This is a genomic window from Pseudothioclava alba, assembly GCF_033100795.1.
Classification (GTDB): Bacteria; Pseudomonadota; Alphaproteobacteria; order Rhodobacterales; family Rhodobacteraceae; genus Pseudothioclava.
Map to the genome: position 1 here is coordinate 25,222 of NZ_JAWLVI010000004.1, position 11,870 is coordinate 37,091.

Below are 11,870 nucleotides of genomic sequence, written 5' to 3' on the forward strand. Positions count from 1 at the left end.
GAGATAGTTTCGCCAACGCGTGCCTTCGCCTCACGTCACGCAGGCCAAGCGTTCATACCTGAGCGCCGCCCATAGTCCGCGCCGTTCGCTGTCAGAGGTGCGAAACCCATGTATTCAAAGAAGCCCATCATTGCAGTGAAACCGCTCTGGTCTAGCTCAGTCGAGCTGGTGACGCCCGCTATCTCTACAAGTGCTGTGCGATATTCCGCGTCTGTCAGATTCGCCTTTGCTTTGGCGATATGCGTCAGGGCAATCTGTTTCTTGTTAATCGGCATACTCCAGCGGCACTGTCCGCTTTAGCGCGCCATCGGGCGCGTAGACCAGCACTTCGCCCTGATCTGTCACCACCAGCGTATAGTCTCGGGCGTAGGTCACGGCGCGGGCCTCGGCGCCTTTGGGCAGGGTGATGCGCTCGGGCAAATCGGGCATCGGCGCTTGGCCCGGCAGACGGATGACAAGGATCGCCACAATCGTTACAAGACCTGCAATCATCGTTGCGGTCAGCACCGTTACCAGAATCTTGAGAAACCGGATCTCGGGCACCGAGGTCTCGTCGGAAGGCAGCATGTCGGACATGGAAGAGCGTATCCTTCGGGTGGTGATCGGGGAAAACCCGCCTGCCCGCCTTGATAAAGCCTTGGCGGCTTTTGTGCCAGAGGAAGCGGCGCTGTCGCGCTCGCGGCTGGCGAAACTGCTGGCCGACGGGTCGATCACCCGCGAGGGCGTGGCCGTGACCGACCAGAAGGCCAAGGTCGAGGAAGGCGAGATCTATGACATCGCGCTGGAGCCCGCGCGCGAGGTGGAAACCGTCGCGCAGGAAATCCCGCTGACCGTGCTTTGGGAAGACGAAGACCTGATCGTCATCGACAAACCGGCGGGCATGGTCGTGCACCCTGCCCCCGGCACGCCCGACGGCACGCTGGTCAATGCGCTTTTGCATCATTTCGGCGGAAATCTGTCGGGTGTGGGCGGCGAGGCGCGCCCCGGCATCGTGCACCGGATCGACAAAGACACCTCGGGGCTTTTGGTCGTCGCGAAATCCGACCGCGCGCATCACGGGTTGGCCGCGCAATTCGAGAAACACACCGTGCACAGGCATTATCTGGCGGTCTGCCACGGGGTTCCTTCGGCCAGCGATCCGCGTCTTCGCGGCACGCGGGGCGTCAGCTTCGAGGCGGGAAATGTGCTGAAAATTACCTCGCAGCTAGCCCGCCACAAAACCGACCGCCAGCGTCAGGCGGTGCTGTTTGACGGTGGCCGCCATGCGGTGACACGCGCCCGCGTGGTCGAGGATTTCGCAGGGGCCGCCGCGCTGATCGACTGCTGGCTGGAGACGGGGCGCACGCACCAGATCCGCGTGCATATGTCCCACGCGGGCCACGGGTTGATCGGGGATCAGACCTACGGCGGGCGGCGCAAACTGCCCGCGAAGGTGGTCGGAGACGCGGCCAGCGAGGCAGCAGCGGCTTTCCCGCGTCAGGCGCTTCATGCGGCGACGCTTGGCTTCACCCATCCTGTGACCGGAGAGGAGCTGTCGTTTTCCTCGCCCCTGCCGCAAGACCTTGAGGATTTACTCGCCACCCTGCGTGCTGGCGCGGCAGGCTAAACCGATCCGTTCAAAAACCTGTTATCCCCTCTTGAGGCGCGACGGAAACGCGCCCATCATCCGTTCGACCCTGTAATGGTGCACATGAACCAGCCTTGAAACCGTTCTCTGTGCACCCCATGTAAGTTATGCCTCGTGAGGGAGAGAGGTTGCCTATGTCGAACTATGCCAATTTGCCCGCGCCAAGCCCGGAACAGGGGCTGAACCGCTATATGCAGGAAATCCGCAAATTTCCCCTTCTCGAACCCGAGGAGGAATACATGCTGGCAAAGCGTTGGGTCGATCATCAGGATTCGACCGCGGCCCACAAGATGGTGACCTCGCACCTGCGCCTCGCGGCGAAAATCGCGATGGGGTATCGCGGCTACGGCCTGCCACAGGCCGAGGTGATTTCCGAGGCAAATGTCGGCCTGATGCAGGCGGTGAAGCGCTTTGATCCCGAAAAGGGCTTCCGCCTTGCGACCTATGCGATGTGGTGGATCCGTGCGGCAATTCAGGAATATATCCTGCGCTCGTGGAGCCTTGTGAAACTGGGCACCACCTCGGCGCAAAAGAAGCTGTTTTTCAACCTGCGCAAAGCCAAGGCCAAGATCGGTGCCTATGAAGAGGGCGATCTTCACCCCGATAACGTCAAGCAGATCGCGCATGATCTGAACGTGACCGAGGACGAGGTGATCTCGATGAACCGGCGGCTGTCGGGCTCGGATGCGTCGCTCAATGCCCAGGTCGGTTCGGCGGACGGCGATTCCACCGCGCAATGGCAGGACTGGCTTGAGGACGAGGACGCGAATACGGCCGAATCCTACGCCGAGATGGACGAACTGGAGATTCGCCGCGAAATGCTGCTGGCCGCGATGGATGTGCTGAACGACCGCGAGAAAGACATTCTGATGCAGCGCCGCTTGCAGGACGAACCCAAAACGCTTGAGGAACTCTCCGAGCAATACGGCGTCTCGCGCGAACGCATCCGCCAGATCGAGGTGCGCGCCTTCGAAAAGCTGCAAGGCAAGATGCGCACGCTTGCCCATGAAAAGGGCATGGCTATCCCGGCCTGATGCATCATCACAAGTTTCCTCCCCCTGCGCCGCCCTTCGGGGCGGCGTTCCCTTTTGCGGGCGATTGCCCTTTTCCCGCGCAGGCGCTAGCGTCACGCACGTTAGCGCAAACGGGAGGATCGCATGAAACCGGTTAACTGGGGCATTTTGGGGGCGGCGAATTTCGCGGCTCAGCATATGGGGCCAGCCATCCATGCGGCCAAAGGCGCACGTCTGGCGGCGCTGGCCACGTCGTCGCCCGACAAGGCCACGCGGTTCCGGGACTTCGCGCCGGATCTGCGCGTGCATGACAGCTATGAGGCGTTGCTGGCCGAGCCGGACATCGAGGCGGTCTACATTCCGCTTCCGAACCACCTGCATGTGGAATGGGCCGAAAAGGCCTTGCGCGCGGGCAAGCATGTGCTGTGCGAAAAGCCCCTTGCGCTGCGGGCCGCGCAGATCGACCCGCTGATTGCGCTGCGTGACGAAACGGGCCTTTTCGCGACAGAAGCCTATATGATCGTGCATCACCCGCAATGGCAGCAGGTGCGCGACTGGCTCGACGCGGGCGAGATTGGCACGCTGCGCCACGCAGATGTGGCGTTCAGCTTTTGCAACTCCGACCCCGCGAATATCCGTAACAAGCCCGAAACGGGCGGCGGCTCGATCCCCGATATTGGCGTCTATGCCTATTCCTCGGTGCGCTTTGCGGCGCGGGCCGAGCCGGTTCGGATGCATTCGGTGATCCGGCGCGAGAACGGCGTCGACACGCTGGCGCAGGTGATCGGCGAGATGGAGGGGCCGCAGGGCCGCTTTACCTATGGCGCGATGACCTCGACGCGGCTGGCGAAACGGCAGTTGGCTGTGTTTCAGGGCGACACAGGCTCGATCCACGTCCATGTGCCCTATAACGCGGGGGTGTTTGGCGAGGCGCGCATCGTTCTGGCGCGCGACGGGCAGCCCGATTGCGAGATCCGCTATCCGGGCGTGAACCAGTATGTGCTGCAGGTCGAGGCCTTCGGGCGCCACATCCGCGAGGGCGCGCCCTATCCGTGGACGCTGGAAGACGCGCGCGCGGGGCAAGCGATGATCGACATGGTTCTGGCGTCGGAACTCTAAACCAGCGGGGGGCGAAAACGCCCCCTTACGCCTGACGCGCCAGCCGGTCTTCGAGCACGTCGAAGGGCACGCCCGGTTCATCCTTGGCGCAGCGGATCACCAGCGAGGTTTTTACATTCGCCACGTTATCCGCCTTGAGCAATTCCTCGGTCAGGAAGCTTTGAAAGCTGGACAGATCGGGCGAGGTGCATTTCAGGATAAAGTCGATCTCGCCGTTCAGCATATGGCACTCGCGCACCAGCGGCCAGTCGCGGCAGCGCTGCTCGAACGCTGACAGATCGGATTCCGCTTGGCTATGCAGACGCACCATCGCGAACACCTGCACCTCGAACCCCAGCTCGCGCGGGTTCACATCGGCATGGTAGCCACGAATATAACCCGCCTCCTCCAGCGTGCGCACGCGGCGCAGACAGGGCGGCGCGGAAATCCCCACACGTTTGGCCAGCTCGACGTTGGTCATGCGACCGTCTGCCTGTAGCTCGGCCAAAATCTTGCGGTCGATTTCGTCCAGCTTATTGGTGGCCATGGGGGTTCCTTTTCGTGATTGCGCGAAACTTAGCGATACGCAGCGCAATGCGCAATAATATTTCGCGCAAGCGCCCGCAAGAGCAATTCGCACCGCTAACACCCCCCTTTTCGCGGGCGCCCCGGCTGTCTATATCAGTCGGGCAGAATTTCAGGAGAGCGGCATGAGCGAGACGAAGAAAACCAAGGTTCTGATTATCGGGTCCGGCCCGGCGGGCTATACCGCGGCGGTCTATTCCTCGCGCGCGATGCTGGAGCCGGTTCTGGTGCAAGGCCTTCAGCCGGGCGGCCAGTTGACCATCACCACCGAGGTCGAGAACTGGCCCGGCGAGACCGAAATTCAAGGCCCGGACCTGATGGTCAAGATGGAGGCCCACGCCAAGGCGATGGGCGCCGAGGTTCTGACCGACTATATCACCTCGCTCGACCTGTCGAAGCGCCCCTTCACCGCCTATGGCGATTCGGGCACCACCTACGAGGCCGATGCGATCATTCTGGCCACCGGCGCGCAGGCGCGTTGGCTGGGGCTGCCGTCTGAGGAAAAATTCAAGGGCTTTGGCGTCTCCGCCTGCGCCACCTGCGACGGGTTCTTCTATCGCGGGCGCGAGGTCGTGGTGATCGGCGGCGGCAATACGGCCGTCGAAGAAGCGCTGTTCCTGACCAACTTCGCCTCGAAAGTGACGCTGATCCACCGCCGCGATAGCCTGCGGTCCGAAAAGATCCTGCAAGACCGCCTGTTCAAGAACCCGAAGATCGAAGTCATGTGGGACACCACCGTCGAGGAAGTCGTCGGCACCGAAGCCCCTCTTGGCGTCACCGGCGTGCGCGCGAAAAACGTGAAAACCGGCGAAGAAAGCATCGTTCCTTGCGACGGCTTCTTCGTGGCAATCGGCCATGCACCCGCCTCGGAACTGGTGAAAGACCAGCTCAAGCTGCATTCGGGCGGCTATGTCTGGGTCGAGCCGGGCACCACCCACACCTCGATCGAGGGTGTGTTTGCCGCTGGTGACCTGACGGACCACACCTATCGGCAGGCTGTCACCTCGGCTGGCATGGGCTGTATGGCCGCGCTTGATGCGGAACGCTGGCTGGCCGAGCAGGACTGATCCCCAAACCGGGCAGCCCACCCGCGCGGGCCGCCCCGATCTCTGTCATGGGAAACCGCGCGTTAAGGTTTTTGAGTTACGCAAGGTCAAAGACCCGCGACGGATTGAGCTATGGCAGACATCGCAAGCTGGGGCTGGTATTCAGGCACACCCTGGCCCGGATACAGCGCCGCAAATCAGGATAACCTTACCTCGAACGGCAATGGCATGTCGGTCGATCCGGCAACCTATGCCGAGTTCACAATCCGCGACGCGAACAGTGATGGCGTCATCTATGACTACGACACCGACGATGTCGCAGCGCCTCAGCCCGATGAATATATCTTCGCCCCCTCGCTGACGCTCTATCCGCAGGAAGTTTCCGTCTACTCAAACTCGACCGTGGTTATCGGCGGGGTCACCTATTCCAACTGCAATATCATCGTCACCCTGTTCACCGATGGCACATGGGGCGCGCGTATCCATGACAACTCTCTCCCCGCAGGAACAAACCATGCACAAGTGGAAAGCATCACCTTGGGCACCTGGGACGGCATCGAATATGACGGCGTCTACACAGCATCGGTCGACCAACCTTTCGTCTGCTTTGTCGCGGGAACCCTGATCGAAACTGCCGACGGGCCGCAACGGATCGAGACGTTGCGTCCGGGCGACATGGTGCTCACGCGGGATCGCGGATTTCAGGCATTACGTTGGGTCGGGATGCGCCGCGTGGCTGGCGTCGGAAAAAATGCGCCGGTGCGGATCGCGGCGGGCACCTTCGGGGAGCATCAGGCGCTTTGCCTCTCGCCGCAGCATCGCGTCCTGCTTCTCGCCGGAACCGAGGTGCTGGCAACCACCAAGCATCTGGTCAACGGCACGAGTATCCGCAGCGCTCCGCGACCCTTCGTGATCTATATCCATCTGCTATTTGACCGGCACGAGATCATCTATGCCGAAGGCCTTGCCGTCGAGAGCCTGTGGCTGGGTCCGCAAGCGCGCCGCGTCCTCTCGCGTCAATCGTGGGAGCAAATCTGTGCGATATTCCCACGGCTCATTCACGCGCCCGACAGCTATGGCCCCGACGCGCGCCCGTTCCTGAAACGGCGCGCGCTGAAACACTTGGAGGGGTCAGCGGCCCCGACAGCACCGGCGCGACCGCCCCGCCATCCGGTTCTCAGTGAACACTGACAGGGGCCAGATCGTTCTGGCGCGCGATCACAAAGGCCAGCGCGCGGTCACGCACAATTGCCAGCCGCTCGCCGTTGGAATCGTGAACCGCATAGAGCGTCTCGACACCCTCCAGTTCGGCCTGCACCTCTTCGGGAAGGTCATGCACTGACACGGGGCGCACATAGACGATCTGGTCCTCCGCCGATGTGCCGAAATCGAATTTCTCGTCCATATCGGCCCCTATCTACGCTGGATCGGAATGGTCTGCACAACCGGGTCGGGCTGCGCGCGGCGCAGGTCGATGTGCAAAAGCCCGTTTTCCATGCTCGCGCCCGAGACCTCGACCCCGTCAGCCAGCACGAAACTACGCTGGAACGCGCGCGCGGCAATGCCGCGATGGAGGAACACGCGCTCGTTCTGGTCCTCGCCCTGACGACCACGGATCACCAGCGCGCGGTCTTCCATCGTGATCGCCAGATCGGCCTCGGCAAAGCCCGCGACCGCCAGCGTGATACGGAAGATGTCCTCGGCGGATTGTTCGATATTATAGGGCGGATAGGCGTCCGAGCCGGACTTCACCGTCCGCTCGACCAGCCGTTCCAGCTGGTCAAACCCCAGCAGGTAGGGATGCGCCCCGATATTCAGCTTCGTCATTTCGCAAGTCCTTGTTGAAGCGACATTGCCTCGGTTCTGGCCCCACACTCTGGCGACCCGTCCCCCGAATATGGGGGCAAGCCCCGCCGCCCGCAAGGGGCAGCCCCGTTAGGAACGATTGCAGATTTTCCCCGCAAGCGCCTGTGTTTGCGTTATTAAGGATTATGGCGCGACCGAGTCGTGCCATAATGACTTCGACAAATCGGAAGCCGGATATGAACGCGCATATCGAAATGGACCCGGAAGAGGTGCTCCGTCTGAAACTCAAGGTGCTCCAGCGCGAACACCGTGACCTTGACGAGGCAATCCACGCCCTGATCGAGTCGCGTCACCCCGACCAGTTGCGCCTTGTGCGGCTGAAGAAGCAAAAACTCGCCCTCAAGGACGAAATCGCGCGCCTTGAAGACCAGCTAACCCCCGACATCATTGCCTGAAACGCCCCTCGGGGCTTGCCCAGACGGGGCTTATGCCTATAGTGCGCGCTCCACCTTGAGGGGACGAAAATGGGCGTGAAAGTCGGAATCATCATGGGCAGCCAGTCGGACTGGCCCACCATGCGCGAAGCAGCAGACATCCTTGACGAGTTGGGCATTGCCTACGAGAAAAAGATCGTGTCGGCCCACCGCACGCCCGACCGCCTGTGGCACTATGGCAAAACCGCTGCCGAGCGCGGGCTGCATGTGATTATCGCCGGTGCTGGCGGGGCGGCTCACCTGCCCGGCATGATGGCGTCCAAAACCCGTATTCCGGTGATCGGTGTGCCGGTTCAGACGCGCGCGCTTTCGGGCGTGGACAGCCTGTATTCGATTGTTCAGATGCCCAAGGGTTTTCCGGTCGCAACGATGGCCATTGGCGCGGCGGGTGCTGCGAATGCGGGCCTGATGGCGGCGGGCATTCTGGCGATCAACGATGCCGATCTGGCGCGCCGCCTTGATACCTGGCGTGATGCCCTGTCGGCCTCTATCCCCGACGAGCCTGCCGATGACTGAGATGCTCCACGCAGGCGCGACCATCGGTATTCTGGGCGGCGGGCAACTGGGGCGGATGCTCTCGGTTGCGGCCTCGCGGCTTGGGTTCAAATGCCACATCTTCGAGCCGGGTGCCGCCCCGCCTGCGGGCCATGTCGCCGAGAAGGTCATCACCGCCGCCTATGAGGACGAGGCCGCGCTGCGCGCCTTTGCCGCGGGCGTCGATGTCATCACCTATGAATTCGAGAACATCCCAACCTCGGCGCTGGACCTGCTCGAAAGCCTGCGTCCCATTCGCCCCAACCGCAAGGCGCTGGCGGTCAGTCAGGACCGTCTGGTCGAAAAGGCATTCCTGAACGATCTGGGCCTGACGACGGCGCCTTTTGCCGCCGTGGACGACGCCGAGGATATGGCCGAGGCGGTTGCCGAGATCGGCACCCCCGCGATCCTGAAAACCCGCCGTTTTGGCTATGACGGCAAGGGGCAGGCCCGCTTGACGCGCGCCGATGACGCGGCCGCAGCGCTGACCGACATGGCCGGTGCGCCTTCGATCCTTGAAGGGTTTATCGAGTTCTCGATGGAGATTTCGGTCATCGCGGCGCGGGGCATCAACGGGCAGGTCGCCTGTTTTGATCCGGGTGAGAATGTCCATAAATCCGGCATCCTGCACACCACGACCGTCCCTGCCCGCGTCTCCGAGGCGCTGCGCACGGATGCGGTTCTGATGGCCGCGCGTATCCTCAATGCGCTGGACTATGTCGGCGTGATGGGGGTCGAGCTGTTCGTCACGCCGAAGGGTCTTGTGGTGAACGAGATCGCGCCGCGCGTGCATAACTCGGGCCACTGGACACAGGCGGGTTGCACGGTTGACCAGTTCGAACAACACATCCGCGCCGTGGCTGGCTGGCCCTTGGGCGATGGCGGGCGCTATGCCGATGTCGAGATGCTGAACCTGATCGGCGACGACATCGACCGCGTGCCGGAGCTGGCCAATACCGCCAAGGCGCAAATCCATCTTTACGGCAAGGCCGAGGCCAAGCCCGGCCGCAAGATGGGCCATGTGAACTTTATCCGCTAAGCCCTGACAGGCGCGCACATAAAAAGGGAGGGCAATTGCCCTCCCTTTCGTCGTTATGGTCGCCTGTGATCAGCGGCTTGAATACATGCCTTCGTAGATCGGGGTCAGCGTGTCGGTCTCGAAGAGCGACGATACCGAGGTGCCCGACCAGGTATTCAGGATCGCCTGGGCAAACATCGGCGCGGTCGGCACGATGCGGATATTCGGGCAGGCCAGAACCGCTTCTGTCGGCTGGATCGAGTCCGTAATCACCAGCGATTTCATCACCGATTTCGAGATACGCTCCACCGCCGGACCCGACAGAACACCGTGGGTGATGTAGGAGTGAACCTCGGTCGCGCCCGCCTCCATCAGGGTTTCAGCCGCCTTGCACAGCGTCCCGGCGGTGTCGCAGATGTCGTCCACGATGATACATTTCTTGCCCGTCACGTCGCCGATCACGGTCATGCCGGCAACTTCGCCCGCCTTTTCGCGGCGCTTGTCCACGATCGCAAGCGGCGCACCGATCCGTTTGGCCAGCTCGCGCGCACGCGCCACACCGCCGACGTCGGGCGAGATCACCATCACGTCGTCAAGCTGCCCCTTGAAGTGGTGCAGAACGTCCAGCGCGAAGACCGGCGCGGCATACAGGTTATCCACCGGAATATCGAAGAAGCCCTGAATCTGCGTCGCGTGCAGATCCAGCGTCAGAACGCGGTCAACACCTGCCTCGGTCAGCAGGTTCGCCACCAGCTTGGCCGAAATCGGCGTGCGGGCCTTGGCGCGGCGGTCCTGACGTGCGTAGCCGAAATAGGGAATGACTGCGGTAATGCGATCTGCCGACGACCGGCGCAGCGCATCCGCCATGATCAAGAGTTCCATCAGGTTATCGTTCGCCGGGTTCGAGGTCGACTGGATGATATACATATCCTCGCCGCGCACGTTCTCGTAGACCTCGACAAAGATCTCCTGATCGTTGAAGCGCTCGACGCGGGCATCGACCAGCCCCACGGACATGCCGCGGTGCATCGACATGCGGCGGGCAATGGCTTGGGCGAGCGCTTTATTCGCGTTCCCGGACATCAGTTTCGGTTCGGTCATGGCAGGCATCGGGCAACTTCCTGGTTGGCCGGAACGCAGCGTCCGGCGGGGATTCGCATGATTGCCCCTCGCTTAGCACTGGGCTAGCGTGCGGGCAAACGTCACGCGCGCACGAGGCACGGCAAATGGCCCATTTAGACTATTTTTTCTCCGTTTTTTCTCCGTGGACATACTTTGGGGGGCCGCGATTTGAGGAAATCGCCGCGCGCCACGGGGCGAGCGTTACCTACAAGCCGCTTGATGTGATGGCGCTGTTCGACCGCACGGGCGGAACCCGTCCTGCGGTGCGTCATCCGAACCGCATGGCCTACCGGATGCAAGAGCTTAAACGCTGGTCGGCGCATCTGGATATGCCGATGGTGTTCCAGCCGACGATCTATCCGCCCAACCCTGCCCCGGCCTCTTACACGATCATTGCCGCGCAAAAGGCGGGCGGCGGCAATCTGGCGGGGCTGGTGAACGGCATCATGGCCGCCCTGTGGGAGCACGACCGCGACATCTCGCAAGACGATGTGATCCGTGCCGAGCTTGAGGCGAACGGCTTTGACGGCAATCTGGTGACGACGGGGCTTTTTGACGGGGCCATCGCTTATGAAAAAAACCTCGACGAAGCGGTCGAGCGCGGCGTCTTTGGCGCGCCCTTCTATATCGTGCGCGAGACCGACGAGCGGTTCTGGGGGCAGGACCGTCTGGCCCTGCTGGACGCGCATCTGGGGGCGCTCTGATGGCGCTGGATACGCGGCAGGGACAACAGGTTTTCTGGCAAGAGATCGGCACGGGTGAGCGCCCTGCCCTTGCGATCCACTGCACGCTTGGCGCGTCAAGCCTGTGGAAGCCGGTGCTGGAGCCTTTGGGCGCGCAAATAAGTGCCACGGCCTTCGACCAGCCCAACCACGGCCAAAGCGCCGAATGGGATGCCACCGGCGCCGAGGCGGGTGCGTTTCAGGCGCTTGTCACCCGCATCGCCGCCAGCTTTATCGACCGCCCCGTTGATCTGATCGGCCACAGTTTTGGCGCCTCGGTCGCGCTGCGTATTGCCGTTGGCGCGCCCGAGGCCGTGCGATCCCTGACCCTTGTCGAGCCTGTGCTGTTCGCCGCCGTGGATCACGCGCACCCCGAATGGCAAACGCTCCGCGCGAAACAGGACCATCTGGAGCAGATGATTGCCGAGGGCGATCTGGAAAAAGCCGCGCGTGCCTTCATGCACGACTGGGGCGCGGGCGTCCCGTGGGAGGCGCTGCCCGAACATCAGCGCGCGCGCTTCATCCAGCAGATGCCGATGGTGGGCAACATCTCGACGGCGAACTTTGAAGATCCGGGCCGGATTACCCGCGAGGGCGGCATGGAAGGGATCGACGCGCCGGTGATGATCGTGCATGGCGACGCCTCGCCGCCGATCATGCCGGTCGTGGCCGAGGCGATCGCGGCACGGATTGCGGATGTGGGCGTTGCCTGCATTCCGGGCGCGGGTCACATGATCCCGGTCACGCATAGCGCGCAACTGACCGAGCTGATCGCAATGAACCTGGAGCGGTCCTGAAACCTGTT

The 11,870-nt window shown here is 62.5% G+C and carries 16 protein-coding genes; 10 read left to right on the top strand and 6 right to left on the bottom strand.

Annotated elements, in window-relative coordinates:
* Window positions 1–35: 35 nt before the first annotated feature.
* A complete protein-coding gene (locus RYZ20_RS10105) occupies window positions 36–275 on the bottom strand; it encodes a phage protein GemA/Gp16 family protein (protein WP_317673071.1) in 240 nt (79 codons plus the stop codon).
* On the bottom strand, window positions 265–576 hold the full coding sequence (locus RYZ20_RS10110; protein WP_317673073.1) for a DUF6476 family protein: 312 nt from the start codon (window positions 574–576) through the stop codon (window positions 265–267). Before RYZ20_RS10110 ends, RYZ20_RS10105 begins: the two co-directional genes overlap by 11 nt.
* Between RYZ20_RS10110 and RYZ20_RS10115 the strand changes: the two genes are divergently transcribed.
* The 3 genes from RYZ20_RS10115 (at window position 575) to RYZ20_RS10125 (ending at window position 3,759) form a co-directional block, all read left to right on the top strand.
* Window positions 575–1,606: an RluA family pseudouridine synthase gene (locus RYZ20_RS10115; protein ID WP_411572348.1), complete on the top strand. Its 1,032-nt coding sequence runs from the start codon at window positions 575–577 to the stop codon at window positions 1,604–1,606. The two genes, RYZ20_RS10110 and RYZ20_RS10115, sit on opposite strands and share 2 nt — an antisense overlap.
* 155 nt (window positions 1,607–1,761) lie before the next feature.
* A complete protein-coding gene (gene rpoH / locus RYZ20_RS10120; protein WP_317673077.1) occupies window positions 1,762–2,661 on the top strand; it encodes an RNA polymerase sigma factor RpoH in 900 nt (299 codons plus the stop codon).
* Between the two features lie 123 nt (window positions 2,662–2,784).
* Entirely contained in the window at window positions 2,785–3,759 is a 975-nt protein-coding gene (locus tag RYZ20_RS10125) for a Gfo/Idh/MocA family protein (RefSeq protein WP_317673079.1), read from the top strand.
* 25 nt (window positions 3,760–3,784) lie between these two features.
* On the opposite strand, the gene RYZ20_RS10130 is transcribed toward RYZ20_RS10125, so the two are convergent.
* Window positions 3,785–4,285: an Lrp/AsnC family transcriptional regulator gene (locus RYZ20_RS10130; RefSeq protein WP_317673081.1), complete on the bottom strand. Its 501-nt coding sequence runs from the start codon at window positions 4,283–4,285 to the stop codon at window positions 3,785–3,787.
* Between the two features lie 163 nt (window positions 4,286–4,448).
* Here RYZ20_RS10130 and trxB point away from each other — a divergent pair, with 163 nt between their 5' ends.
* Window positions 4,449–5,390, top strand: a complete 942-nt coding sequence (gene trxB / locus RYZ20_RS10135; protein ID WP_317673083.1) for a thioredoxin-disulfide reductase — start codon at window positions 4,449–4,451, stop codon at window positions 5,388–5,390.
* Between the two features lie 111 nt (window positions 5,391–5,501).
* A complete protein-coding gene (locus RYZ20_RS10140) occupies window positions 5,502–6,560 on the top strand; it encodes a Hint domain-containing protein (protein WP_317673085.1) in 1,059 nt (352 codons plus the stop codon).
* On the opposite strand, the gene RYZ20_RS10145 is transcribed toward RYZ20_RS10140, so the two are convergent.
* Complete coding sequence (locus tag RYZ20_RS10145; protein WP_317673087.1) at window positions 6,547–6,774, bottom strand: DUF1150 family protein; 228 nt, start codon at window positions 6,772–6,774, stop codon at window positions 6,547–6,549. The two genes, RYZ20_RS10140 and RYZ20_RS10145, sit on opposite strands and share 14 nt — an antisense overlap.
* An 8-nt stretch (window positions 6,775–6,782) precedes the next feature.
* The gene (locus RYZ20_RS10150; protein ID WP_317673089.1) at window positions 6,783–7,196 is read right to left on the bottom strand and encodes an Hsp20 family protein; all 414 of its coding nucleotides are present in this window, start codon (window positions 7,194–7,196) and stop codon (window positions 6,783–6,785) included.
* 215 nt (window positions 7,197–7,411) lie between these two features.
* Between RYZ20_RS10150 and RYZ20_RS10155 the strand changes: the two genes are divergently transcribed.
* From RYZ20_RS10155 to RYZ20_RS10165, 3 genes are all read left to right on the top strand, one after another.
* Complete coding sequence (locus RYZ20_RS10155; protein WP_317673091.1) at window positions 7,412–7,630, top strand: YdcH family protein; 219 nt, start codon at window positions 7,412–7,414, stop codon at window positions 7,628–7,630.
* Between the two features lie 69 nt (window positions 7,631–7,699).
* Window positions 7,700–8,185 (top strand): 5-(carboxyamino)imidazole ribonucleotide mutase, encoded by a 486-nt coding sequence (purE, locus tag RYZ20_RS10160; protein WP_317673093.1) that lies wholly within the window; start codon window positions 7,700–7,702, stop codon window positions 8,183–8,185.
* Window positions 8,178–9,242, top strand: a complete 1,065-nt coding sequence (locus RYZ20_RS10165; RefSeq protein ID WP_317673095.1) for a 5-(carboxyamino)imidazole ribonucleotide synthase — start codon at window positions 8,178–8,180, stop codon at window positions 9,240–9,242. The genes purE and RYZ20_RS10165 overlap by 8 nt, the downstream gene beginning before the upstream one ends.
* Before the next feature lie 69 nt (window positions 9,243–9,311).
* On the opposite strand, the gene RYZ20_RS10170 is transcribed toward RYZ20_RS10165, so the two are convergent.
* Complete coding sequence (locus RYZ20_RS10170) at window positions 9,312–10,331, bottom strand: ribose-phosphate pyrophosphokinase (protein ID WP_317673096.1); 1,020 nt, start codon at window positions 10,329–10,331, stop codon at window positions 9,312–9,314.
* A 116-nt stretch (window positions 10,332–10,447) separates the two neighbouring features.
* Here RYZ20_RS10170 and RYZ20_RS10175 point away from each other — a divergent pair, with 116 nt between their 5' ends.
* Together RYZ20_RS10175 and RYZ20_RS10180 are read left to right on the top strand one after the other, a co-directional pair.
* On the top strand, window positions 10,448–11,047 hold the full coding sequence (locus RYZ20_RS10175; RefSeq protein WP_317673098.1) for a 2-hydroxychromene-2-carboxylate isomerase: 600 nt from the start codon (window positions 10,448–10,450) through the stop codon (window positions 11,045–11,047).
* The gene (locus RYZ20_RS10180; RefSeq protein ID WP_317673100.1) at window positions 11,047–11,862 is read left to right on the top strand and encodes an alpha/beta fold hydrolase; all 816 of its coding nucleotides are present in this window, start codon (window positions 11,047–11,049) and stop codon (window positions 11,860–11,862) included. Before RYZ20_RS10175 ends, RYZ20_RS10180 begins: the two co-directional genes overlap by 1 nt.
* Window positions 11,863–11,870: the final 8 nt, after the last annotated feature.